Origin of the sequence: Sphingobium cupriresistens (assembly GCF_004152865.1) — a bacterium.
GTDB classification, from domain to species: Bacteria; Pseudomonadota; Alphaproteobacteria; order Sphingomonadales; family Sphingomonadaceae; genus Sphingobium; species Sphingobium cupriresistens.
The window spans coordinates 1-23,075 of the sequence record NZ_SEOO01000043.1; the positions used below are offsets into that span (position 1 = coordinate 1).

Genomic DNA, 23,075 nt, shown 5'->3' on the forward strand with positions numbered 1-23,075 from the left:
TTCCCGGCCCAATATCTCCACCGCCGTCCCTCGCTTTGGCTCAGGACGTCCATAACGACGTCCTTATGGACGTCTCTTACGCGCTCACATCACAGCAAGGCAGGCGGCCTCAACCGGTCGGTTACGAACTGCTTGAGATCGAACGCCTTGCCCTGCGCGGCCTGGGCATCGGCACGGGCCTTGGTCCAGACGCCATGGCCAACCTTGTAGCTGGTCGCCTGGCCAGGCTGGGTACAGTAGCGCTCGACCTCCCGCTGGCAACGCGGCCGGGCGAAGCCGGTTTTCTCCACCATATAATCGGTCGCCTGCTCGCGGCTCCACTTCTTCGCATGGATGCCCGTATCGACCACCAGCCGCGCCGCGCGGAAGAGGAAGGACTGGAGATAGCCAGCCCGGTCGAGCGGCGTCGCATAGCCGCCCAGCTCGTCGGCCAGTTGCTCGGCATAAAGCGCCCAGCCTTCGCTATAGGCGCTCATGAAGGCGGTCTTGCGCAGCATCGGAATGTCGCTCGCCGTCTGCGCGGTCGAGATTTGGAGGTGATGGCCCGGCACGCCCTCATGATAGGTCAGCGCCGGCAGGCCATATTTCGGCCAGTCGCCAACATCTTTGAGATTGATGAAATAGATAGCCGGGCGCGACCCGTCGAGCGCCGCGCGGTTATAATAGCCGTTCGACGCGCCGTCCTGAATCTCGACCGGCACTGCGCGAATTTCCAATGCGGTGTCAGGAATGGTAGCGAAGGCATTAGGAAGCTTGGCCTTCATCGCATCGACATCGCGGTTAAGCTGGGCCAGCAACGCCAGGCGTCCTTCGGCGCTGTCGGCGTAAAGCTGCGACGGTTCGGCATTGAGGGCGGCCAGCCGCTCGCCGATCATGCCTTTGGCATAGCCCGCACCCTTCAGAATGGCGTCGAGCTGCGCGCTGATGTCAGCCACCTGTTCCAGCCCCATGGCGTGAATCTGGTCGGCGGACAGGTCGGTCGTGGTCGCGCTTTTGAGCGCGGCGGCGTAGATTTCGTCGCCGCGCGGGGTGCGCCATACGCCATCGCCCGCCGCCGTCTCGCCTTTCAACGACTCAATTGCCGCGATCTGTTCGTCCAGTGCGGGATAGATGGATTTTTCCACCACCGCTGCCGCCTGCGCCTGCCAATCGCCAACGATGCCCTTGGCCGCGGCGCGCTTGACCAGCGACTGTACCATGGAGCTTGCGGCGGCGGGTTGCGCTCGCAGCGTCTTCATCTGTCCCAGCGTCAGGTCCAGCGACCAGCCCGGCGCCAGATAGCCGCGCGCCGCCTCGTCCCGCTGAAGCGCGGTGTCGGTGCGCAGGTTGCGGGCGAAGGCCTCCAGCCGCGCGACATAGGCATCGCCATCGGCGGCCGCGTTGATGGTGTGGGCGGTGTTCAGGAAATCGGGCGTTGAGAAATAGCTGCCGCCCTGCTGGAAGATGCGATAGGGGCGCACCGCGCTGTTAAGGCCGAATTTGGCCGGGGCCACGGTCTGCTGGTCCAGCGCATAGAGGATGACGTCAAGGTTCAGCCGCTGGGCATCGGACAGGCTGGCGGTCTTATAACTGTCCAGTTCCTTGATCGCGGCCTGGGTTGCGGCCAGCTTTTTCAGCATCGCCGACTTGCTATTGTCGTCAAGCTGGCTCTTTGCTCCGGCGCGAGCGCCCTTGTCCAGACCCAGGCTGGTGACGAAGCTGGGCGACAGATCCAGTTGCCGCTCGAAAATGGCGGCGAAGGCGGCGGACAGGCGCGCATCGTCGGTACCCTGCGCCAAAGCGCGCGGGGCAGCGGTGGCGAGCGCCAGGGCGCCGGTGGTGGCGAGAAATTGACGACGGTCCATGGGGCGACTCCCTGCTATCTGACTATGGCGCGCGGGTATCGCGCGACTGGCGCTGTTCGTCCAGCTTCTTGTAACTTTGTTACGCAGGCGGGACAGATTCAGCCAGGCAGGGTAAAGCGCTTGGCAAGGCCGTGGTAGAGACGTTCCTTGCTAACCAACTGGGCAGAAAAGTCGGCGACCAAAGCCGCCGCGAGCAGCGGCATCATCAATCCGCGGCTGGCGGTGGTTTCGGAAATGATGATGACGGCGGTCAGCGGCGCGCGGACGACGCCGGTGAAATAGGCGACCATGCCGAGCAGCACCACCGCGCCTTGCGGATAGCTGGGAAACAAACTGCGCAACATGTCGCCAATGCCCGCGCCGACCGACAGAGAGGGGGCGAAGATGCCGCCGGGCAGACCGGACATGGCGGTCGCCAGCGTCGATACGAATTTCGCCGCGCCGAACCAGATCGGCACGTCCTGCCCGGTGATGACGGACTGTGCCGTTTCGTAACCGGTGCCCCATGTCAGTCCGGTGGTGACGCCCATGACCGCCACCGCGCCTCCGCACAGCAAGGCAAGACGAACCGGCCGATCCCGCAACCACCGCATCGGCTTCCATGCGGTAGAACCGGTCGCCAGCATCAGCCGGGAAAACAGGCCGCCGGCGATCCCGCCAAGAAAGCCCGCAACGGGTGCGGCGATCAGCGCGTCATGGACGCTCAACGTCTGCCGCATCTCCCCGAAATAGACATAGTCGCCAGCCAGCCCCAGGCTCACCATGCCCGCGATCAGCACGGCGGCCATCACCAGCAGGGTCATGCGCTGCTCATAGGCGGCGGCCAATTCTTCGATAGCGAAGGCGACGCCGGCGAGCGGCGTGTTGAACGCCGCCGCCACGCCCGCCGCGCCGCCTGCGATGAACACCGATGCGCGCAGCGGGATGCGCATGAAGCGGTGCATATATCCCATGATGCTGGCGGCGATCTGGACCGTCGGACCTTCGCGGCCCACCGACGCGCCGAACAACAAGGTGCCGATGGTCAGCCAGAATTTGACGAAGGCGGTTCGGGCGGACACCAGTTGCTGCATCCCTGCATCGGGATTGCGCGCCGCGGCGATCACTTGCGGGATGCCCGATCCCTTGGCGGCGGGGGCGATCGTCATCGTGATCCAGGCGAAGGCGGCGAACCCCAGGGGCGTCACGACCAGCGGAAGCCACCAGCACCAGGCGATCATGCGCCGGAACAGCGCACCGGCATGGTCGGCCAGTTCAGCGAACAGCAGCGCCGTCAGGCCGACCAGCACTGCGCCGGCCAATATGGCGATACGCCGCCGCCAGATCAGCGCTTCGGGGCCATGGCGGCGCATCATCACGCGCACCCGGCGCCGGAACAGGCGAAGCTGTCCGATCATATTGGTTGCGCCATGTCGATAATCCGCCCGTGCTGCGACCGATCAGGCCGGGAAGGGCGACCCATAGCGGGGTAGGGCAAGGGACGAAACCCTGAAAGGCCGTTTTTTCGGGCCTTCGGGTCGATCAGAAGACCGGCTGGTTGGCCGGATCTTCGGGATCGATGACGGGGATGGGCGTGACCGGCGAATGGATACCGCATTCCACCTTGTCCCAACCGCGCCAGCGGCCTGCGCGCGGGTCTTCGCCCGGCATCACCTTCGACGTGCAGGGTTCACAGCCGATCGACAGATAGCCTTGGGATTCCAGCGGATGGCGGGGCAGATTTTCGGCCTCGAAATAAGCCTCCAGCTCGACCTTGTTCCAGTCGCCCAGCGGGTTCAGTTTCAGTCGGCCATCCTCCACCTCGAACCGGGGCAGGTTCTGGCGCGTGACCGACTGGAACGCCTTTCGGCCCGAAATCCAGGCGTCCAAACCCTCCTTTGCGCGCTTCATCGGTTCGACCTTGCGGATTTCGCAGCAGCCGTCCGGGTCGTAGGACCAGCGCAGGCCCGTCTCGTCCTTCTTCGCGATGACGTCGGCGATGGGGGCGACCGTGCGGCTGTCGGTGAAGCCGAAGCGTTTGATGAGCGTGTCGCGATAATGCAGCGTTTCGGCGAACATCTTGAGCGTATCGACGAAGATCACTGGGACGGTCGGATCGGCCTTCGCTACCAGATCGAGCAGCACCGCGCTTTCCGTGCCAAAGGAGGAGACGACGGCGACATTGCCGGCCAGCCCTTCTGCAAACACGGTCTTGAGCATGGTGATCGTATCGACGCCCTCGAACCGCGCGTTGAGCGCGTCGGCCTGTGTCTGAGTAAAGGCGGGGCGGGCGTCGATCAGGTCGATCTGACGGGCAGGTTCAGCCATTGGTCGTCTCCGGGTGCCGCTTCGCCCAAACCGGGATGCGGCCGTCGATCGCCTTTTGATAGACGTCGGCATAGCGATTGAGCGCGCGGTCGACGGCGGCGTCGTCCAGCGGCTTGGCGGGATGAAAACTGTCGAAACCGCAGCGACGCAGGGCGACGATCTGGTCGACCAGCACGTCGCCCACGGCGCGCAATTCGCCCTGATAGCCCGATTCCCGCAGGATGCGCGCCGCCGAATAGCCGCGTCCGTCGCCATAAGCGGGGAAATTCACCTCGACCAGCGACAGCCGGTCAAGATGCGGCAGCAATTCGCGCGCATCCTCGCCCGCCTCGATGCGAACGGCGGTTGAGTTGGTCTGGCCGGTGAAGGCTTCGACCGTCACCGCGGGTTCCTGCGTGGCTTCGCCGTTGCGGAAGGACAGGAACTCAACCATAGATCGCCTCCTTGAAGGGCTTCATGCCGAGACGGCGATAGGTATCGAGGAAGCGTTCTCCGCTTTCCCGCTGCGCAAGATAGAGGTCGGTGACCTTTTCGATCGCGTCGACCACGCCATCCTCCGAGAAACCGGGGCCGGTTATCTGGCCAAGGCTGGCGTCCTCCGCGCCCGATCCGCCCAGCGACAGCTGGAAATTCTCCACGCCCTTACGGTCGACGCCAAGGATGCCGATGTGGCCGGCATGATGGTGGCCGCAGGCGTTGATGCAGCCCGAAATCTTGAGCTTCAACTCGCCCAGTTCCGCCTGACGCTCGGCCGCGGCGAAACGATGCGCGATCTTCTGCGCCAGCGGGATCGAACGGGCATTGGCGAGCGCGCAATAGTCCAGGCCAGGGCAGGCGATGATGTCGGTAATGAGGTCCAGGTTCGCTTCGGCCAGACCCGCTTCCTCCAGTTCCCGCCAGATGGCGTAGAGGTCCACCTTCCTAACATGAGGCAGAACCAGGTTCTGCGCATGGGTGACGCGCAGCTCGTCGAGCGAATAGCGCTCGGCCAGGGTCGCGACCAGTTCGATCTGCTCGGCCGATGCGTCACCGGGGATGCCGGTCAGCGGCTTCAGGCTGATATTGACGATGGCATAGCCAGGCGCCTTGTGCGCGGCGACCTGACGATCGACCCACAAAGCGAAAGCCGGATCGCTGCGATCCATTGCGTCAGACAGGCCCGTTTCATAGGCGGGTGGCGCGAAGAAGGCGCGGATGCGGTTCAGTTCCTCGACCGGCGGGTTGAGGCCAAGGGTCCGCATATGGGCGAACTCTTCCTCGACCTGGCGCTTATATTCTTCGACGCCGATCTCATGGACCAGGATCTTGATCCGCGCCTTATACTTGTTGTCGCGGCGGCCGTGGCGATTATAGACGCGCAGGCAGGCTTCCAGATAGGAGACAATCTCCTCTTCCGGCACGAAATCGCGGATCAGCGGCGCAACCATCGGCGTGCGGCCCATGCCGCCACCGGCATAGACTTCCGCGCCGATGACGCCGTCCTTCGACACCAGCTTCAGGCCGATATCGTGCAACTTCATCGCCGCGCGATCATCGTCGCTGGCGATCACGCAAATCTTGAACTTGCGCGGCAGGTACGTGAATTCGGGGTGGAAGCTGGACCATTGGCGCAGCAATTCGGCCCAGGGGCGGGGGTCCGCCACTTCGTCGGCGCTGACGCCGGCATATTGGTCCGAACTGATGTTGCGGATGCAATTGCCGCTGGTCTGGATGGCGTGCATCTCCACCGTCGCCAGTTCGGCCAGGATGTCGGGCGCATCGGCCAGCTTGATCCAGTTATATTGTAGATTCTGGCGCGTGGTGAAGTGGCCGTAGCCGCGATCATATTTGGCCGCGATCTCGCCCAGCTTGCGCATCTGCTTGCCCGACAGCGTGCCATAGGGAATGGCGACGCGCAGCATATAGGCGTGGAGTTGCAGATAAAGGCCGTTCATCAGCCGCAGCGGCTTGAACTGATCCTCAGTCAGCGCGCCGGTCAGGCGGCGCTGCACCTGGTCGCGAAATTCCTCGACGCGGGCGTCGACGATGGACTGGTCATAGCTGTCGTAGCGATACATGGTTCAGATCACCCAGTTGCCGGCATCGGCGTCGTTCGGTTTCAGCGTCAGGTCGGGGCGCACGGTGGGGCCGAGCGCGCGGATACGGTCCTTGATATGGGCCGGGCGCACGCCATCGTCAGAAACGGTCGCGTCGATCACATAAGCGCCGACCACGCGCAGCGCGGCTTCCTCGGTGCGGGCAAGGTCGTCGCCGCGCTCGCCCACATCGGCGCTGTCGCCGACCTGGCGCGACCAGCCGTCGCCTGCCCACCAGATGACGTCGCCGCTCACAAGATCGTTGCCGGTCAATATCTTCACGAACGCATCTCCGAAATATTCTCCCCTATTGCGGCCCAATTCGCCAGCACGTCGCGCGCCAGCGCATGGGTCGCGACGTCGCCGACCACGATCAGGGCCGGGCTAACCACATTCTCGCGCGCCACCATGTCACCCAGATCGGCGAGCAGGGTGCGCAGCGTCCGCATGTCGGCGCGCGTGCCATTTTCCAGCACCGCGACGGGGATCGCAGGGGACACGCCATCCGCCATCAACTTGTCGGCGATTTCGCCTGCGGTCGCGACGCCCATGTAGATGACGAGCGTGCGGCCCCGACCCGCCAGGCCCGACCAGTCCTGGTCTGTCAGCCCCTTGCACTGGCCCGCGACGAAGCTGACCGCGCTGGACGCTTCGCGGTGGGTGAGCGGCAATTGCGCCATCGCAGCGCTGCCGATCGCAGCGCTGATGCCGGCTACGACTTCTACCGACACGCCAGCGGCGCGGCAGGCATCGACCTCCTCGCCGCCGCGACCAAAGATGAACGGATCGCCACCCTTCAACCGCACGACGTTGCGGCCTTCGCGCGCCAGATCGACCAGCAGGGCGTTGATCGCCTCCTGCGGCATTGAATGGCGGCTGCGTTGCTTGGCGACGGAAATCAGCTCGGCATGAGGAGAAGCGAGCGCCAATATCGCGTCCGACACCAACCCGTCATGCACGATGACGTCCGCCTGCGCGATCAGGCGCGCGGCCTTGATGGTCAACAGATCCGGGTCGCCCGGTCCTGCGCCTACCAACTGCACTGTCGAAGATGCTTTATCAGCCATAGTGGCCAGATGGCGAAGGCGCAGCCAAAGTTCAATTCAGAATGGGTATGGCGGGGACTAGGAAATGTTTTGGGGAAATATTGGGCGGCTCAATCGCCCATCACGCTGACGTCGATGTCCTTGAGGCCTACGCCGATCGAGGCGCGGGGCGTTTCGATTTCCGCCGACACCACCGGATAGGCGCAATAATCGGCGGCGTAATAGGCGCTGGGGCGGTGGTTGCCCGATATGCCAGTGCCGCCGAAGGGCGCCGAGGAAGAGGCGCCATTGGTCGGCCGGTTCCAGTTGACCACGCCCGCGCGGATATTGGCCCAGAACTGATTATATTGTTCGGGCGACCCGCCGATCAACGATGCGGAGAGGCCATAGCGGGTGTTGTTGGCCTCCGCGATCGCATCGCCAAAGTCAGCAACGCGGATGACCTGGAGCAACGGGCCGAACAATTCCACGTCGGGCCGCTCCTTCATCGCGGTCACATCGATGATTGCCGGGCTGAGGAAGGGCAAGCCCTTGTGCGGCCGGACCATATGCTTGATCGGTCGGCCACCATTGCTCATCAGGTAAAGGAAACTCTCCGTCAGCCCGTCGGCGGTCGGATTGTCGATCACCGGACCCATATAGGGCGTGGGGTCGGCATGGGGATGATCGACGATCAGCCGGTCGGCCAGCTTCTTGACTTCCGCGATCAGCCGGTCGGCGATGCTGTCGCGCACGATCAGGCGGCTGGCGGCGGTGCAGCGCTGGCCGCTGCTCATGAAAGCCGATTGGACCACCAGCGTCGCGGCGGCGTTGATTTCTGGCGTGTCCCACACGATGATCGGGTTATTGCCGCCCATTTCCAGCGCCAATATCTTGGACGGCTGCGCGGCATATTGGCGGTTGATCGCGATGCCGGTCTGGGCCGATCCCGTGAAGAGGATGCCACCAACATCGGGATGGGCGCCGAGCGCCTTGCCCACGTCTGGCCCGCCGAGCAGCAGTCGGATCGCATCCACCGGCACGCCTGCCTCATGATAGAGCTTGACCATCATCTCGCCCACCGCCGGCGTCTTTTCCGACGGCTTGAACACCACGGCGTTGCCCGCCAGCAGCGCGGGAATGATATGGCCGTTGGGCAAATGCGCGGGGAAATTATAGGGACCAAGCACCGCCATGACGCCATGGGGCTTGTGCCGCACCGACTGGCGCGCGCCCAGCGCCGCTTCCAGCCGGCGCTGGCCGGTGCGTTCGGAGTAGGCGGCGACGCTGACATCGACCTTGCCCATCACCGCATGCACTTCGTTGCGGGCGTCCCATAACGGCTTGCCGGTTTCGCGCGCGATCAGGTCGGCCAGGGCGTCTTCGTTGCGACGCACGACATTGACGAAGCGCCGCAGCGTTTCGATGCGATAGGCGATGGGTTGCGCCGCCCATTTCGGCCATGCGGCGCGGGCGCGGGAAACCTCCGCATCGACATCGCCCGTCTCGCCCTGCCAGAGCAGAGCGCCGGTGGCGGGTTCATGGGATGTAAGCGGCGCGACCATTTGGAGAGAGCTATGACGGAAATTGGTTAAGGAAAGAAGAGGGATGCGCTCTCGACTCGTCGTACTTAGGCCGTGGGGCCGGGCGGCTTCCCAAGCGCCTCCCCCATCCGCCGGATCGCCGCGACTTTGGCGTGGAGCGGCACCCAGTCGTCATCCTTGTCGATGGCGCTCCAGATGGCCTCGACTTCCTCGATATGCATGGAGCAGGGCGCCTCGTCCGACCAATAGGGATGCGCCTTCGCGCCGGGAATGGCGGCCAAGCCCGTAATCGCCTCGCGAAACGGCGCCCAGGCGGCATCGCCATAGGATGCGGCGTCGCGCGCCATGCCGCCGCGGCAGTCGTGAAAGAAGCGGTCGATCGGCATACCGGTCGTCACCATGCCGCGCACGGCCGCCTCGATCATCGCGCCCGACTCTGCTCCCTCAACGCCCAGCCGCCAGCAAAAACGCCGTTGCATCGCGTCGCCATAAAGTGCCGGGAACCGCTCCAGTTGCGCGATCAGCGCCGGCGCCTCCACCAGCGGTCGAAGCGACACCGCCAGTTGCGCGACGTCCCAATGGATCGCTTCGGCCTGCCGCCCGAAGGCGTAAAGCCCCTGATGGTCGAAATAGGCGGCGGTGAAATTGGCGTCCCAAAACGGGGTGAAGCGCCACGGTCCATAATCGAAACTCTCGCCGGTGATGTTGATATTGTCGCTGTTGAGCACGCCATGGACGAAGCCTGCGACCATGTAGCTGGCGGCGAGGTCGGCGGCGCGTTCGACCACCAGACCCAGCAATTGCGCCGGCGGATTGTCGCCCGGTTCCTCGCCATAGAGGCGAGTGAGGGCATAGTCGGTCAGCTTCGCCAGCAGCGCCTTGTCGTCGTGAAATGCGGCGCGCTGAAACGATCCGATGCGGATATGCGAATGGCTCAGGCGCACCATCGCCGCGCCGCGGGTGGGGGAGGGTTCGTCGTTGCGCTCCAGCGCCTCGCCCGTCTCGATGATGGAAAAAGTCTTGGACGTGGTGACGCCCAGCGCCTCCAGCATCTCGGTCGCCAATATCTCGCGCACGCCGCCCTTCAGGGTCAGGCGGCCGTCGCCAAAGCGGCTATAAGGTGTCTGGCCCGTTCCCTTGGTGCCCAGGTCCAACAAACGGCCGGCATCGTCGCGCAACTGGGCGAACAGGAAACCGCGGCCGTCGCCGATATCGGGATTATAATGGCGGAACTGATGGCCATGGTAGCGCAGCGCCAGCGGGCGCGGCAGGCCGCCTTCCAGCGGCTCAAAACGGCCGAAATGCGCAACCCATTCCGCGTCGCTCAACCCGTCCAGCCCCACGAAGGCGGCGGCCCTGTCGTTGCGGTAGCGCAGGATCGTCTGTGGAAAGTCCGCCGCCGCGACCGGATCGGCGATGTCGGGCATCAGCGCGTCGATTTCGGTGGCGGGGCGATAAATGGCGGCTTGCAGCGTCTGGTTCATAAGGCGATATGGGGGAAGGTCACCAGAAGGATCAAGCTTGAGCGGCTATAACGATGGATATTGGTGGTCGCCCGACGGGCTGCGACTCCATTATCGGGATTATCACGGCGGCGATGACGGCCGTCCGCCCTTGCTTTGCCTGCCGGGGCTGACCCGCAACGCCCGTGATTTCGAACCGCTGGCCGGGCGCCTGGCGGGCGAATGGCGGCTGATCTGCCCCGACATGCGCGGCCGCGCCGAAAGCGCCTATGCCAAGGATGCGATGACCTATGTCCCGCTGACCTATTTGCAGGATATCAGTCGCTTGCTGGCCGACTTGGCCATCACCCGTTTCGTGGCGGTCGGCACATCGCTGGGCGGCGTCATCACCATGTTGATAGCCGCCACGCACAAGGAATGGCTGGCGGGCGCGCTGCTCAATGATGTGGGACCAGTGCTGGACGAAGGCGGGCTGGCGCGCATCCGATCCTATGTCGGGGTGGGCCAGTCGCACCCGACCTGGGTCCATGCCGCCCGCGCCCTGGCCGAGGCCAATGGCGACGTCTATCCCGGCTATGACCTGGAACAATGGCTTGCCATGGCTAAGCGCCTCTATCGCCTGAACAGCGGCGGGCGCGTCGTGCTGGACTATGATATGAAGATCGCCGAACCGATCCGCGCCATGGGCAGCGAGGCGGGCGTCGACATGTGGCCGGTGATGCAGGCGTTCCAGGGCGTCCCGACCCTGTTGCTGCGCGGCGAGCGATCCGACCTGCTGTCCGCCGCCACGGCGCAGCGCATGGCGGACGGGATCGGCGACAGCGTCGAACTGGCGACGGTGCCTGGCGTCGGCCATGCCCCTGCGCTGGACGAGCCGGAAAGCGTCGCCGCGATCGACCGGTTGCTGGACCGCGTCCTCCATGATTGAGCGGCCGCATATTCTCCACGTCCATGGCAGCTTCACCTTGGGCGGCAAAGAAGCGCGCGCGGTGCGGCTGATGAACATCTGGGGCGACAAGGCGCGCCATAGCATCGTCAGCGCCGACCCCGCCGCCATGGGCGCGCGCGACGCGATCGATTCGGGGCTCGACGTCGATTTTCCCGACGGGCCGTCTTTCGCGGGCAAGCCGGGGCTTGCCCGGTACAAGGTTATCACCGCCTTCCTCAAGCGGTTCGACCTGGTCCTGACCTATAATTGGGGATCGATGGACGCGGTCATGGCGCATCGGCTGGCCGGGGCTTCGGCCGGCCTGCCGCCGCTCATCCATCATGAGGACGGCTTCAACGCCGACGAAACCGATGGGTTGAAAGTCAAACGCAACCTCTTCCGTCGGCTCGGACTGCAACGCGCACATGCGATGGTGGTGCCGTCGGTACGGCTGGAAACCATTGCGCGGTCGGTATGGAAGCAACCGGCAGGCAAAGTGCATCTGATCCGCAACGGCATCGATGTCGCCCGCTATGCCGCGCCGCCCGCGGCGGACGCCATTCCCGGCCTCGTCCGCACGCCGGGCAAACTGCTGGTCGGCACGCTGGCGGGGTTGCGGCCGGTCAAGAACATCCCGCGCCTGGTCCGCGCCGTCGCGGCGCACAGGGATCGGCTGCAACTGGTTGTGGTGGGCGAGGGGCCGGAGCGCGACGCGATCCTGGCGCAGGCGGCTGCGCTCGGTCTGGACGATATCCATATGGCTGGCTTCATGGACCGCCCCTGGCGCTTCGTCGGCCTGTTCGATATCTTCGCTTTATCCTCCGACAGCGAGCAATTCCCGATATCGCTGGTGGAGGCGATGGCGGCCGGCGTGCCCGCGGCGTCCATGGATGTCGGCGACGTCGCCAACATGGTCGCGCCGGAAAATCGGGCTTTCGTGGTGGCGGATGAGCAAGGGTTGTCGGACGCGCTGGCGACGCTGGCTGGCGACGCTGATCTGCGCGCCCGGCTGGGCGCTGCCAACCGCGCCCGCGCGACGCGCGATTATGCCGAAGGCGACATGGTAAACGCTTATGCACGCCTTTATGGCGAGGCACTGGCCAGCCCCATGATTTTGCGCTAGGGCGCGCCAAATTCGTCATAGACAGCCAAAGCTGCTATAGGGTCGCTTTTACCCGGTCGAGGGGGCCGGGCCGTTTTTGCGGGAGATGTCGTTGTTCAAGGGGTTGAAGCCCATCGTCTATGGTGGCCGTGAAGTCTGGCCTCTGGTCGAAGGCGGCAAGGGCGTTGCCGTGTCCAACCATGCCAGTTCGGGCGCCTGGGCGGCCGCAGGCGGCATCGGCACGGTGTCGGCGGTCAATGCCGACAGCTATGACAGTTTCGGCAACGTCATCCCCCAAATCTACCACGGCCGTACCCGCCGCGATCGCCATGAGGAACTGGTCGCCTACGCCATCGACGGCGCAGTCGAACAGGTGAAGCGCGCCTATGAGATTGCGGGCGGCAAGGGCGCGATCAACATCAACGTGCTGTGGGAAATGGGCGGCGCTCAGCGCATCCTGCACGGCGTGCTGGAAAAGACCAAGGGCATGGTGGCGGGCGTCACCTGCGGCGCGGGTATGCCCTATAAGCTGTCGGAGATCGCGGCCTCCTACAATGTCAGCTATCTGCCCATCGTATCCTCCGGCCGCGCCTTTCGCGCGCTGTGGAAGCGGGCCTATTCGAAGGCGTCGGAATGGTTGGCGGCGGTGGTCTATGAAGACCCCTGGCTGGCGGGCGGCCATAATGGCCTGTCCAATGCCGAAGACCCCAAGGTGCCCCAGGACCCCTATCCCCGCGTCAAGGCGCTGCGCGATACGATGCGCGAAGGCGGCATTTCGGACGATGTGCCGATCGTGATGGCGGGCGGCGTGTGGGCGCTCAAGGACTGGAACGACTGGATCGACAATCCCGAACTAGGCGCGATCGCCTTCCAGTTCGGCACCCGGCCGCTGCTGACGCAGGAAAGCCCGATCCCGCAGGAGTGGAAGGATCGGTTGACCCAGCTCAATCCCGGCGATGTCCTGCTCCATAAATTCTCGCCGACCGGCTTCTACAGCTCGGCGGTGCGCAATCCGTTCCTGCGCCAGCTTGAGGCGCGCTCGGAACGGCAGATACCGTTCAGCACCGAACAGGCGGGCGACCATACCCATCAGCTCGACGTGGGCGTGAAAGGCAAGAATTTCTGGGTCACGCTGGGTGATCTGACCCGCGCGCGCGAATGGGTGGGGCAGGGCTTCACCGCCGCGCTCAAGACGCCCGACAATACGCTGGTGTTCGTGGGCGAAGAGGAAAAGGGCGTCATCCGCAAGGACCAGACGGACTGCATGGGCTGCCTCAGCCAATGTTCCTTCTCGTCCTGGATGGACAGCGAAACCAACTCCACCGGGCGCTTGGCCGACCCGCGCAGCTTCTGCATCCAGAAGGCGTTGCAGGAAGCGGTGCATGGCGGCGACCTCGATCAGAATCTGATCTTTGCGGGCCATGGCGCCTATAAGTTCAAGCAGGATCCTTTCTATTCCAACGGGTTCGTGCCGACCGTAAAGCAACTGGTCGACCGTATCCTGACCGGCGATTGACGGCGTCGGCGATGATCGGGGATATTCAGGGTCTGGCGGTGCTGCGCTATGACACGCCGCATTTCGATATCGTGCAACCGGGGCAGTTCGTGCTGTGCGCCGTATCCGGCGCGCGAATCGATCTGGAAGACCTGAAATATTGGAGCGCCGAGTTTCAGGAAGCCTATCGTGGGCCGGAGGAAGCGACTCGGTCCTTCCTGCTGCATCGCGGGCCGGATTTCCGATAAATAACGGCCGCTAAAGCGACGCCAGCCTGTCCGCCAGACGGGGTGGGCTGGCCTAAATCGCTTTCAAGAGGTGCTGAACATCGGTTCAGCGTCTCAATAAGGTGATTGGTCGCAACTTTGCTATTCCGATACGGTGAAAACTGATGTAATCTTTTCTCAGAGGCGACGTAGAGCGCTACATGTGGAAGGATGTTTTTCTGATGTCTCGTATCGACGTCTTTGGTGATCGTATTTGCATCGTGTCGAGCCTGCTGATCGTGGGCTGGTTCCTCTACAGCACGATCTTCTGATTCCTGCGGCGGGATCTCCCGCCTGACCGCGCTTTCGTCGGGGTCATTGTCTGGATTGAGCGCCCCGTGCCACGTCTATGGGTGCTGCCATGTTGCGTCCATGCATCCTGTAGTTCTGCATAATTGGAGATGATGATGTTCAGCCACATCATGGTGGGTGCCAACGATATGGAGGCGTCCAAGGCCTTCTATGACGCCATATTCGGTGCGATCGGTGCGAAGCCTGGGTTTTTCGACGACATGGGCCGGGCCATCTACATGCATGACAATGCCTTGTTTCTGGTGACCAAGCCGATCGACGGTGCGTCGGCCTGTCATGCAAATGGCGGGACGATCGGTTTCACCATGGCCTCGCCCGAACAGGCGGACGCTTGGCACGCAGCAGGTGTGGCAGCGGGCGGCGCGACCTGTGAAGATCCGCCCGGCGTGCGCGAAGGCGGCTTCGGCAAGCTGTATCTCGCCTATCTGCGCGATCCGGCGGGCAACAAATTGTGCGGGTTGCATCGCATAGGCTGATCCGCCGCTTCGATTGGTTTGCGATTGGATGGCCAAACAAGACTGGCCGCCCCCCAAGCAAAGCTATATCGACTTTCTCAATCAGATCGATAGATAGATTGGCGGGCATCATGCTCCGCGGCTTTTGAAGGATGTCAGCTTGCTCCGCGTCACCAACGGCTAAAGCGCACGGTGCCGAAGCGACGACGCCAGGTTTCGTGTTCCCTTGCTTGGAGGAGAAGACGATGACTCGCAAAACAATACGCCCCCGCCAACCCCATCGCGCCCAGACGGACAGCCATGTCTATCTGCCCCATTCGTCCTGGACCCGCGTCGAGCGCAAGTCTGCGGGTGGAGCGATCGCCCCCGATGATTTCTGGGCGCGACTAGGGCTTTGAATCCAGGTCCGTTCGGGAAACTCTATCCACTCAGCCGCCCGCGCCGTTTGACCGACGGTGCGGGCGACCGTCTCAGCCGCTCAAGCCGTTGACCGGCACCGCCATCACGCCGTCGGCTTCGAAACTGGCGATGGGATAGGCGCAATAGTCCGCGGCATAATAGGCACTGGGGCGGTGATTGCCCGATGCGCCCAGGCCGCCAAACGGCATGTTGCCTGCCGCGCCCGTGGTCGGCCGGTTGCGGTTCACCACGCCGGCGCGGCTTTCCTCGACCACGCGCTGCCATAGCGCCTCGTCCTGCGAGATGAGGCCAGCGGACAGGCCGAAGCTGGTCGCGTTGGCGGCGGCGATCGCGGCGTTGAAATCGGGCACGCGAATAACCGTGAGGACGGGCGCGAAAATCTCCGCATCGGGCGCATCGACGCCAGTGAGGTCGAGCAGGGCGGGCGTGACGAAGGCGGCGCTGCGGCCTTGCACCCCGCCAAAGGGGCGGATCACCCGCGCGCCGCGCGCGATCAGGTCGCTGACGGCGCGGTGCGATGCGGCGGCGGCCTGGTCCGACACCAATGGCCCCATGAAAGCGTCGCCCGGCTCATTCCACGCGGCGATCGGCAGTTGCGCGGCGAGCGCGGCGGTAGCCTCCACGATCGCGTCGCCGGTCGCGCCTTCCGGCAGGATCAGCCGACGGGCGCAGGAACAGCGCTGGCCGGTGGTGATGAAGGCGGAATTGATGATGATCGAAGCGGCCGCTTCCGGGCTGTCCCAGGCGATCAGCGGATTATTGCCCCCCAATTCCAGCGCCATGACGACATGGGGGCGATCGACCAGCGCGCGGCGCAGCGCCGCGCCTGCGCCCGCCGATCCGGTGAACAGCAGCCCGTCGATGTCGCCCGCGACCAGCGCCTCGCCGGTGGCGCGGCCGCCCTGGACCACGGTCAACAGCCCATCGGGCAGTCCCGCCGCCGCCCAGGCATCGGCCATGGCGGCGCCGGTGGCCGGGGTGATCTCCGAAGGCTTGAAAACCACCGCATTGCCCGCGATCAGGGCGGGGACGATATGGCCATTGGGCAGGTGGCCGGGGAAATTATAGGGGCCAAGCACCGCCATCACGCCATGGCCGCGATGGCGCAGCACGGCGCGGCCGAAGGGCATGTCGGCGGCGCGCTCGCCGGTGCGCTCGGCATGGGCCTTGATCGACACATCGACCTTGGCGATCATCGACCCGATTTCGGCGTCGCTTTCCCAGAGCAATTTGCCCGTTTCGCGGGCGATGAGTTCGGCCAGCGTCGCGCGCCGTTCCGCCAATATCTGCGCATAGCGGCGGGCGATGGCGATGCGATCGTCCACTGGCAGGGCGCGCCAGCCGGGCAGGGCGGCATGGGCGGTGGCGATGGCGCGGTGGCAATCGTCGGCGTTTGCGGCCGGGCCTTCCCAGACCAGTTCGCGTGACGCCGGATCGAAGGACTGGAGCATCAGGCTCACCGTACTGCGCTTTCTTGCGCGCTCGTCATGGCGAAGATACCGGTCGCATTGCCGGTGTCGAAGGCGAGGTCGAGCCTGCCCGTCTCCGGGTCGATATCCCGGCTGATGAATTCGTAGAAGGAGCCGGGCACCTGCCGCAATTCGCCGTCGGCAAAGAGCCGTTCGACGCTGTCGGCGCGGAAGGCGGTCTGGCGCACACGGCCGGTTGCGGAGACTTCCAGCTTCGCCTTCATCGGCCGATCCTCCCCCTTGAGCCGTTCGGCGAGGGCGGCGACATCGGCCACCCGGTCGGTCGCATGGTTGAATCCATTGCCCTCTGTCGCGATCCAGGCAGCCTCGTTGGAGCGGGACAGCAATAGCTGATAATCGGCGAAAACGGGCGCTTCATGCTGACGGTCGAAGGCGGAGAGGATCACCGGCAGCGCGGCGATTGCGTCAACGAGTTGGACAGGTGAATCGCCTTCATAGCGCGCGAGTACGTCTTTCGCCTGATCGTTCAGCGGATCGCGCGATGTGCCGAAGACGCGGCCGGCGGCCTCGGCAAATTCCGCGTCGAACCGATCGACATGCAGTTCGGACAGGAAGAATTGCGGGATCGCTTCGGGGAAGTCGCTATGGCGGTAGGCGCGGCCCGTCATCTTCAGCCGGTCGAGCGGATAGATGGCCGCCATTGTATAGCCCAAGGGAAGGAAGATGCGGGTGAAGGCATCCTCGCCGCCGGGCAGGGCGCCGGTCGGGCCATTGGGGAAGCGGATCGAGCGGAGCGCGCCGTGGTCGAATATGACCTTGCCGCCGCGCGCCACTGTGTCGGTGACATAGGCGTCGCCGCTCGGCACCCGGCGCAACAGGTCGGCGAACAGGGCGACGTTCAACGCCATGGCGAAGGCGGCGCGCGAGACGGTGTCGCCGTGCTGCGCCAGCAGCGCAGGTTCGATCGCCAGCCTGTCCAGCGTCTGGCGGCCCGCGTCTGCGCCCAGGCTCGCAACGACCAATGCTTCTATGCTGCCCATATTCTCAATCGACATGAATTGCTCCGGGATGACAACGCCCTTATGCCAAGATAGGCAGGATTTTCAAAATGGCGACCTGTCATCTGTTGATGCGAATTTGGAATGAATGGATCGCGCAAACATCTGCCGCCGATGCAGGCCCTGACCGCTTTCGAGGCGGCGGTGCGCCATGGCGGCTTTTCGCGGGCGGGCGAGGAAATCGGGCTGACTCAGAGCGCGGTCAGCCGCCAGATTGCGCAATTGGAGGACTGGCTCCAGACGCCCCTGTTCGACCGGATCGGGCGGCGGGTGCGGCTGAACGAAGGGGGGCGGGCCTATGCCGACGACGTGCTGCCTGCGCTCGACGCCATCCGCCGCGCGACGGCGCGGGCCTCGGCGCGACCGTCGCAGACCGCGCTGCGGGTCGCAACGCTGCCCAGCTTCGGAATGCGCTGGCTCGCGCCGCGCCTGCCGCAACTGACGGCGCGCCACCCGGATCTGGTGATCGACTTCGCCGCCCGCTCGCAACCCTTCGACTTCGGCCATGAAGAGTTCGATGCAGCTGTCCATTTCGGTGTCGCAGCGGACTGGCCCGGCGTCGCCATGGACTTTCTGTTCCGGGAGGAGGCGGTGCCGGTCTGCGCGCCGGCCTGGCTCGCCGCGCACCCCTTATGCGAACCGGCGGACCTGTTACACGCGCCGCTACTCAGCCAGATCTCGCGGCGCGATGCCTGGAGGCGCTGGCTGACGGCCGCCGGGGTGGATGCGTCGGCGTTGGCGCCGGGACCAGCCTATGAGCATTTCCTGATGCTGGCGCAGGCCTGCGCGGCTGGCGGCGGTGTGGCGCTGATCCCCAGTTTCCTGATCCAGCCGGAACTGGAGGCAGGCACGCTGGTGATCCCCTTCGCCCGGCCGCTGTCGAGCGAGCAGGCCTATTATCTGGTCTATCCGACCGGGGCGTTGGGAACGGGCGCGCTGGGCCAGTTCCGAGACTGGATGATGGAGCAGGCGCGGGGAGCCTGAACCCTTACATCTTCTTTGGCATACAGTCTCCGCCGGCGGCCTTGATCGCCCCGCACAGGCGCGCGGCGTCGTTGCTGCTGGCGAGCGGTCCGGCCTGGAGCCGGGTCACCGCGCCGGCCTTCACCAAATAGGGCTGATAGGCGGACAGGCCTTTCACCTTGCCGCTGAGTTGGCTCCACAATGTGCGAGCGCGGCCTTCCTCGCTGAACGCGCCGAGTTGGACGCGCCAGCCGCCCGAAGCGGCGGGAGCTGGGGCCGTCGCGGCAGGCCGCGTGGTCGCAGGCGCGGGCTTCGGCTTGGCGACGGCGACCTGCTGGCTAGTGGGCCTGGGCGGAGCGAGCGCCGGTGTCGGTTGGCTGGGCGTAGAGGGCGGCAATTGCGTCGTGCGAACAGCCGATTGGCTGCTGCGCGGCGGTGGCGGAGCCGCTTGCGCCAGCGTCACGCTCTTGTCGCCCTTTTCCAGGCTGGCGGCGAGGGCCAGGCCCTGCTTGCGCTGGTCTTCGGGGATATATTTGTCCATCTGCTCCAGGCTGGTCGATGCCTGCGGCAGGCCCGACGCGGAGGCGCGGGTCATCAACGCATAGGCCCGCACCCAATCCTTGGCCAGCGTGTCGCCGTTGAACAGGGCGGTGCCCACGATATATTGCGCGCGCGGTTCGCCGCGCATGGATGCGCGTTGCAGATAGGGCATGGCGCCGCTGCGGTCGCCCTGCTGGAACATCAGCAGGCCCAGATTGTCTTCGGCGCGCAAATGCCCCTGCGCCGCCGCCTTGCGATACCAGTCGATCGCGCTGTTGAGGTCGGGCTGCACGCCGCGGCCCAGCTTATAGGCCTGGGCCAGATTGAATTGCGCATCGGGATCGCCCGATTGCGCCAGGGGCCGCCATTCGGCGATCGCCTTGGCGTAATCGCCCTGCTGCCAGGCGTCGACGCCGGTTTTTACATCCGCCAGCGCAGGCAGTGCGACGCCCAGCATCGCGACCAGCGCCGCCGTTCCCCAGATATGCTTCATATGCGCAGGCTCCAGTGCGAAAATCGTCATGGGCAACTGCATTGGCCAAACAAGGTTAAAGTCTTGTTAGCGCAACGGCAAGATGCTGGACAGTAGCTTAACCATGGCGTCGCAGGGTCATCAAGTTTCGCGGGCAGTTAACCAAATTTTAGCGCCACTCGTGGCAATCCGACCCGGAACTGGATTTTCTGGGGGGTGTGCGTGCGGATATTGGCAATGGCGTCGCAAAAGGGCGGATCGGGCAAGACCACCTTGTCGGGCCATCTGGCTGTGCAGGCGCAACGTGCCGGCGCCGGCCCGGTCGTGCTGATCGACATTGATCCGCAAGGGTCGCTGGCCGATTGGTGGAACGAGCGCGAGGCGGAATTTCCCGCTTTCGCCCAGACCACCGTCGCGCGCCTGGCCGCCGACCTTGAGATATTGCGCCAGCAGGGCTTCAAGCTGGCCGTCATCGATACGCCGCCCGCTATCACCATGGCGATCCAGAGCGTCATTTCGGTCGCGGAACTGATCGTCGTGCCGACCCGGCCCAGCCCGCATGACCTGCGCGCCGTGGGCGCCACGGTCGATCTTTGCGAACGCGCCGGCAAGCCGTTGATCTTCGTCGTCAACGCCGCGACGCCCAAGGCGCGCATCACGTCGGAAGCCGCCGTCGCCCTTTCGCAGCACGGTACGGTCGCGCCGGTGACGCTGCATCACCGCACCGATTTCGCCGCATCGATGATCGATGGCCGCACCGTTATGGAGGTCGATCCCAAGGGTCGCTCCGCCGCCGAGGTCGAGGCGCTCTGGTCCTATGTATCGGACCGGCTGGAGAAGAATTTCCGCCGCACGGTCTTTTCCGTGCCCCAGGGCAGCGTCGGCACGATCGCCAGCCGTCCATCCAGCGGGGGCTTCGGCCGCCGCGTGATCGGCCAGTAAGGGAGCAAGGACCATGGCCGAACCCAAGCCGCTCGCTTCGCTGACATCGGGCCTGCTGGCCCGCAAGGGCGCGGCCCAGCCTGCGATGCGTCGTCCGATGCTGGGCTTTGGCCGTGCGTCGAGCGCGGCGTTGCAGCAAGAAGACTTTGGGCAACAGGACGATCTGGGCTGGAACGACATGGGATTCGATGTCGAGCCAGTGCACGCACCGATCGAGGAGCCGGCCGCGCCGATCGGCCTGACGCCGATGACGCCGATCGTTCCCGTCCCGCCGGTGGTGACGGAACGCAAGGTTTTGGCCAAGCGGCTGGCCGCGAAGGCGACTCCGGTTCAGGCCGTCGCCCGCAACCGCAAGGCCGCTTTTACGCTGCGCCTCGACGCCGAACGGCATCTCAAACTGCGGCTGGCCTGCGCGATCACGGGCCGGTCGGCCCAACAAATCGTGACGCAGGCGCTGGACGATCTTCTCAATAACCTGCCGGAAATCGACCGGCTGACTCAGCAGCTGCCGCACATGCGCGACGGCCAGTGAATGAAGGGTGGGTAATTTTATGAAACGCACGACATTCGGAAAGGCGGCGCTGTCTTCCTTACTCGTCGCCACGACCATGGTGGGTTGCACTGGCGCGGCTTTCCGCCCGTCGGCTTCAGCCGTTCAGCAGAAGGGCAATCCGGGCAAGCTCGCCATCGTCGCCGAAAAGGCGCTGGCCGACCGTAACGCCGTCAAGGCTGTGGAAGCCGCTGAAGCGGTGGTTCAGCTGCAGCCGCAAAATGCCGCCTATCGCCAGATTTTGGGCCGCGCCTATGTGCTGGCCGGACGCTTCGCATCGGCCGAGACGGCGTTGAGCGATGCGATGACGCTGGGCAATAGCGACGCCAGCACGATCGTCAGCCTGGCGCTGGTGCAGGTGGCGCAGGGCCGTGCCGACAGCGCGCGCAGTTTGTTGGTCGCCAATGCCGGCACCGTGCCGGCCGGCGACTATGGTCTGGCGATGGCGATGACGGGCGATACGGCCGAAGGCGTCCGTATCTTGTCCGAAGCGATCCATGACCCATCCGCCACCGCGCGCACGCGCCAGAACCTGGCCTATGCCTATGCGCTGGCCGGTCGCTGGAAGGATGCGCGCATGATCGTCGGCATGGATCTGGAGCCGCTGGCTGCGAACAAGCGCATTTCCGACTGGGCGCAGATCGCCGAGCCGTCTTTAGCGCCGATGCGCGTCGCCGCGCTGATGGGCGTGACGATCGATCAGGGCGATGCCGGTCAGCCCGTCGCCCTGGCGCTTGCGCCTGCCGCCGCCGCCGCGCCAATCGAAATGGCGCAGACTGCGCCGGACATAGCGCCCTTGCCGGAATCCCCGCCCGAAGCGCCGGTGCAGGTGGCGGAAGCCGCGTCGGCGCCGCAGCCGGTGGTCGTCTCCGCGCCCGTCATGCGGGCGGAACGCGCGCCTGCGCGCGTCGCCGTCCGCGACTTCATCATCGAGGATGGCAACGCCAAGCCGGTTCTGTCCAAGAGCCGCGTCGCCAAGGGGCAGCCGGCCGTCGCCGCCGCGCCGGTCGCGCGGATGCAGCAGGCCGCGTTCATCAAGCCGGTCGCCAACGGCGCCAGCAATTGGGTGGTGCAACTGGGCGCGTATGACAATGCCGCGATCGCCAAGGAAAAATGGATGAGCATGGCCGGGCGCAGCGGCGCGCTGGCGGCCTTCCCGGTGCTCACCAGCCAGGCGACGGTCAAGGGCAAAACCTATCACCGGCTCGCCATCAGCGGCTTTGGCAGCCGGGCGGACGCGATGACGGCGTGCCGGATGATCCGCGCGCGGAGCGGCCAGTGCTTCGTGCGCGAAGGCGCGCCTGGCGCGACGCCGCAGCGCTGGGCCGTCGCCGCCAAGGGCCGCCAATACGCATCGCGCTGAACCTTCCTCCCCCAAGCGTGACCCTGAGCGCGCGAAGCCCACCGGCTTCGCGCGCTTTTTCTTGAGCGGCGAATCGATCACGGATCGAACCGGCATCAAGATGCTGAAGATGTTGGCAAAATGGCTCCCCGAGTAGGATTCGAACCTACGGCCATTCGATTAACAGTCGAATGCTCTACCGCTGAGCTATCGGGGAACGACCGGATTTCGCCGGGCAGGCCGCGCCTATGCATCGGCGAAATGGAAATGGCAAGAGCATCGCGCGGCTGACAACCGAAAAATCAGGTCAATTCATGTCAGAGATTTACGACAGGGCAGGTAGCTTGCGGGTTGGCGCAACGACGCTATCTTTTGAAAAAAAATGCCCGCCCTGTCGGCCGGCAAATGTGGCTCCCGGTCGTGTCCCACGGGGTGGTGTAGGAAGGTTTCCCTGAGAGGGTGGCCACCGTCGATCTTCTGGTAGGGTTCGGATGCGAACTCGAACCTGGAGAAGAAGACGATGACCGATGACAGAATGGCCC

At 64.9% G+C, this 23,075-nt stretch carries 23 protein-coding genes and 1 tRNA gene; 10 read left to right on the forward strand and 14 right to left on the reverse strand.

Features of this window, described 5'->3' with window-relative positions; all coding sequences use genetic code 11:
- Positions 1-89: 89 nt before the first annotated feature.
- From EWH12_RS18465 to EWH12_RS18505, 9 genes are all read right to left on the reverse strand, one after another.
- Positions 90-1,844 carry a DUF885 domain-containing protein gene (locus tag EWH12_RS18465; protein ID WP_129927470.1) on the reverse strand — a complete coding sequence of 585 codons (1,755 nt, stop codon included), beginning with the start codon at positions 1,842-1,844 and terminating at the stop codon, positions 90-92.
- A 98-nt stretch (positions 1,845-1,942) separates the two neighbouring features.
- A complete protein-coding gene (locus EWH12_RS18470) occupies positions 1,943-3,241 on the reverse strand; it encodes a chloride channel protein (RefSeq protein ID WP_242496121.1) in 1,299 nt (432 codons plus the stop codon).
- A 124-nt stretch (positions 3,242-3,365) separates the two neighbouring features.
- Positions 3,366-4,151 carry a phosphoadenylyl-sulfate reductase gene (locus tag EWH12_RS18475; RefSeq protein ID WP_129927471.1) on the reverse strand — a complete coding sequence of 262 codons (786 nt, stop codon included), beginning with the start codon at positions 4,149-4,151 and terminating at the stop codon, positions 3,366-3,368.
- Positions 4,144-4,584 (reverse strand): DUF934 domain-containing protein, encoded by a 441-nt coding sequence (locus tag EWH12_RS18480; protein WP_129927472.1) that lies wholly within the window; start codon positions 4,582-4,584, stop codon positions 4,144-4,146. Before EWH12_RS18480 ends, EWH12_RS18475 begins: the two co-directional genes overlap by 8 nt.
- Positions 4,577-6,208: a nitrite/sulfite reductase gene (locus EWH12_RS18485; protein WP_129927473.1), complete on the reverse strand. Its 1,632-nt coding sequence runs from the start codon at positions 6,206-6,208 to the stop codon at positions 4,577-4,579. The genes EWH12_RS18480 and EWH12_RS18485 overlap by 8 nt, the downstream gene beginning before the upstream one ends.
- Positions 6,209-6,211: 3 nt before the next feature.
- A complete protein-coding gene (locus EWH12_RS18490) occupies positions 6,212-6,508 on the reverse strand; it encodes a DUF2849 domain-containing protein (RefSeq protein WP_066603311.1) in 297 nt (98 codons plus the stop codon).
- The gene (gene cobA / locus EWH12_RS18495; RefSeq protein ID WP_066603310.1) at positions 6,505-7,293 is read right to left on the reverse strand and encodes a uroporphyrinogen-III C-methyltransferase; all 789 of its coding nucleotides are present in this window, start codon (positions 7,291-7,293) and stop codon (positions 6,505-6,507) included. Before cobA ends, EWH12_RS18490 begins: the two co-directional genes overlap by 4 nt.
- A gap of 89 nt (positions 7,294-7,382) precedes the next feature.
- Entirely contained in the window at positions 7,383-8,816 is a 1,434-nt protein-coding gene (astD, locus tag EWH12_RS18500; RefSeq protein ID WP_066603308.1) for a succinylglutamate-semialdehyde dehydrogenase, read from the reverse strand.
- Positions 8,817-8,881: 65 nt separating this feature from the next.
- Positions 8,882-10,279 carry a protein adenylyltransferase SelO family protein gene (locus EWH12_RS18505; protein ID WP_129927474.1) on the reverse strand — a complete coding sequence of 466 codons (1,398 nt, stop codon included), beginning with the start codon at positions 10,277-10,279 and terminating at the stop codon, positions 8,882-8,884.
- A gap of 37 nt (positions 10,280-10,316) precedes the next feature.
- Between EWH12_RS18505 and EWH12_RS18510 the strand changes: the two genes are divergently transcribed.
- From EWH12_RS18510 to EWH12_RS22355, 6 genes are all read left to right on the forward strand, one after another.
- On the forward strand, positions 10,317-11,186 hold the full coding sequence (locus EWH12_RS18510) for an alpha/beta fold hydrolase (protein WP_066603301.1): 870 nt from the start codon (positions 10,317-10,319) through the stop codon (positions 11,184-11,186).
- Positions 11,179-12,309, forward strand: a complete 1,131-nt coding sequence (locus tag EWH12_RS18515; RefSeq protein ID WP_066603298.1) for a glycosyltransferase — start codon at positions 11,179-11,181, stop codon at positions 12,307-12,309. Before EWH12_RS18510 ends, EWH12_RS18515 begins: the two co-directional genes overlap by 8 nt.
- Positions 12,310-12,400: 91 nt before the next feature.
- Positions 12,401-13,804 (forward strand): NAD(P)H-dependent flavin oxidoreductase, encoded by a 1,404-nt coding sequence (locus EWH12_RS18520; protein ID WP_066605459.1) that lies wholly within the window; start codon positions 12,401-12,403, stop codon positions 13,802-13,804.
- 11 nt (positions 13,805-13,815) lie between these two features.
- Positions 13,816-14,031, forward strand: coding sequence for a DUF2093 domain-containing protein (locus tag EWH12_RS18525; RefSeq protein ID WP_066603296.1), 216 nt, complete (start codon positions 13,816-13,818; stop codon positions 14,029-14,031).
- 425 nt (positions 14,032-14,456) lie between these two features.
- Entirely contained in the window at positions 14,457-14,837 is a 381-nt protein-coding gene (locus EWH12_RS18530) for a VOC family protein (RefSeq protein ID WP_066605457.1), read from the forward strand.
- A 224-nt stretch (positions 14,838-15,061) separates the two neighbouring features.
- On the forward strand, positions 15,062-15,214 hold the full coding sequence (locus EWH12_RS22355) for a hypothetical protein (protein WP_165363662.1): 153 nt from the start codon (positions 15,062-15,064) through the stop codon (positions 15,212-15,214).
- A gap of 72 nt (positions 15,215-15,286) precedes the next feature.
- Here EWH12_RS22355 and astD (EWH12_RS18535) read toward each other — a convergent pair whose 3' ends face one another.
- Together astD (EWH12_RS18535) and EWH12_RS18540 are read right to left on the reverse strand one after the other, a co-directional pair.
- Positions 15,287-16,690, reverse strand: a complete 1,404-nt coding sequence (gene astD, locus EWH12_RS18535; protein WP_129927479.1) for a succinylglutamate-semialdehyde dehydrogenase — start codon at positions 16,688-16,690, stop codon at positions 15,287-15,289.
- A gap of 2 nt (positions 16,691-16,692) precedes the next feature.
- The gene (locus tag EWH12_RS18540) at positions 16,693-17,721 is read right to left on the reverse strand and encodes a DUF1338 domain-containing protein (RefSeq protein WP_129927475.1); all 1,029 of its coding nucleotides are present in this window, start codon (positions 17,719-17,721) and stop codon (positions 16,693-16,695) included.
- Between the two features lie 87 nt (positions 17,722-17,808).
- On the opposite strand from EWH12_RS18540, the gene gcvA reads away from it, so the two are divergent.
- Positions 17,809-18,708 (forward strand): transcriptional regulator GcvA, encoded by a 900-nt coding sequence (gcvA, locus tag EWH12_RS18545; protein WP_066603293.1) that lies wholly within the window; start codon positions 17,809-17,811, stop codon positions 18,706-18,708.
- Positions 18,709-18,712: 4 nt separating this feature from the next.
- On the opposite strand, the gene EWH12_RS18550 is transcribed toward gcvA, so the two are convergent.
- The gene (locus EWH12_RS18550) at positions 18,713-19,720 is read right to left on the reverse strand and encodes an SPOR domain-containing protein (protein WP_066605453.1); all 1,008 of its coding nucleotides are present in this window, start codon (positions 19,718-19,720) and stop codon (positions 18,713-18,715) included.
- Between the two features lie 201 nt (positions 19,721-19,921).
- Between EWH12_RS18550 and EWH12_RS18555 the strand changes: the two genes are divergently transcribed.
- Genes EWH12_RS18555 through EWH12_RS18565 form a run of 3 tightly spaced genes read left to right on the forward strand, consistent with a single transcriptional unit; the run spans position 19,922 to position 22,554 of the window.
- On the forward strand, positions 19,922-20,641 hold the full coding sequence (locus EWH12_RS18555) for a ParA family protein (RefSeq protein ID WP_129927476.1): 720 nt from the start codon (positions 19,922-19,924) through the stop codon (positions 20,639-20,641).
- A 13-nt stretch (positions 20,642-20,654) separates the two neighbouring features.
- Positions 20,655-21,173 (forward strand): hypothetical protein, encoded by a 519-nt coding sequence (locus tag EWH12_RS18560; protein WP_066603289.1) that lies wholly within the window; start codon positions 20,655-20,657, stop codon positions 21,171-21,173.
- Between the two features lie 19 nt (positions 21,174-21,192).
- Positions 21,193-22,554 carry an SPOR domain-containing protein gene (locus EWH12_RS18565; RefSeq protein ID WP_129927477.1) on the forward strand — a complete coding sequence of 454 codons (1,362 nt, stop codon included), beginning with the start codon at positions 21,193-21,195 and terminating at the stop codon, positions 22,552-22,554.
- Between the two features lie 121 nt (positions 22,555-22,675).
- Here EWH12_RS18565 and EWH12_RS18570 read toward each other — a convergent pair.
- Both EWH12_RS18570 and EWH12_RS22515 read right to left on the reverse strand, forming a co-directional pair.
- A tRNA-Asn gene (locus EWH12_RS18570) sits at positions 22,676-22,750 on the reverse strand.
- Positions 22,751-22,845: 95 nt separating this feature from the next.
- Positions 22,846-23,075: hypothetical protein (locus tag EWH12_RS22515; RefSeq protein WP_207212441.1), on the reverse strand; the 230-nt coding region annotated here is incomplete at its 5' end.

What these genes read in the sequence shown, in the direction of transcription:
- EWH12_RS18465 (WP_129927470.1), bottom strand. Translation starts at nt 1,844, where the DNA reads ATGGACCGTCGTCAATTTCTCGCCACCACCGGCGCCCTGGCGCTCGCC.
- EWH12_RS18470 (WP_242496121.1), bottom strand. Translation starts at nt 3,241, where the DNA reads ATGATCGGACAGCTTCGCCTGTTCCGGCGCCGGGTGCGCGTGATGATG.
- EWH12_RS18475 (WP_129927471.1), bottom strand. Translation starts at nt 4,151, where the DNA reads ATGGCTGAACCTGCCCGTCAGATCGACCTGATCGACGCCCGCCCCGCC.
- EWH12_RS18480 (WP_129927472.1), bottom strand. Translation starts at nt 4,584, where the DNA reads ATGGTTGAGTTCCTGTCCTTCCGCAACGGCGAAGCCACGCAGGAACCC.
- EWH12_RS18485 (WP_129927473.1), bottom strand. Translation starts at nt 6,208, where the DNA reads ATGTATCGCTACGACAGCTATGACCAGTCCATCGTCGACGCCCGCGTC.
- cobA (WP_066603310.1), bottom strand. Translation starts at nt 7,293, where the DNA reads ATGGCTGATAAAGCATCTTCGACAGTGCAGTTGGTAGGCGCAGGACCG.
- astD (WP_066603308.1), bottom strand. Translation starts at nt 8,816, where the DNA reads ATGGTCGCGCCGCTTACATCCCATGAACCCGCCACCGGCGCTCTGCTC.
- EWH12_RS18505 (WP_129927474.1), bottom strand. Translation starts at nt 10,279, where the DNA reads ATGAACCAGACGCTGCAAGCCGCCATTTATCGCCCCGCCACCGAAATC.
- EWH12_RS18515 (WP_066603298.1), top strand. Translation starts at nt 11,179, where the DNA reads ATGATTGAGCGGCCGCATATTCTCCACGTCCATGGCAGCTTCACCTTG.
- EWH12_RS18525 (WP_066603296.1), top strand. Translation starts at nt 13,816, where the DNA reads ATGATCGGGGATATTCAGGGTCTGGCGGTGCTGCGCTATGACACGCCG.
- EWH12_RS18530 (WP_066605457.1), top strand. Translation starts at nt 14,457, where the DNA reads ATGTTCAGCCACATCATGGTGGGTGCCAACGATATGGAGGCGTCCAAG.
- EWH12_RS22355 (WP_165363662.1), top strand. Translation starts at nt 15,062, where the DNA reads ATGACTCGCAAAACAATACGCCCCCGCCAACCCCATCGCGCCCAGACG.
- EWH12_RS18540 (WP_129927475.1), bottom strand. Translation starts at nt 17,721, where the DNA reads ATGTCGATTGAGAATATGGGCAGCATAGAAGCATTGGTCGTTGCGAGC.
- gcvA (WP_066603293.1), top strand. Translation starts at nt 17,809, where the DNA reads ATGAATGGATCGCGCAAACATCTGCCGCCGATGCAGGCCCTGACCGCT.
- EWH12_RS18550 (WP_066605453.1), bottom strand. Translation starts at nt 19,720, where the DNA reads ATGAAGCATATCTGGGGAACGGCGGCGCTGGTCGCGATGCTGGGCGTC.
- EWH12_RS18560 (WP_066603289.1), top strand. Translation starts at nt 20,655, where the DNA reads ATGGCCGAACCCAAGCCGCTCGCTTCGCTGACATCGGGCCTGCTGGCC.
- EWH12_RS18565 (WP_129927477.1), top strand. Translation starts at nt 21,193, where the DNA reads ATGAAACGCACGACATTCGGAAAGGCGGCGCTGTCTTCCTTACTCGTC.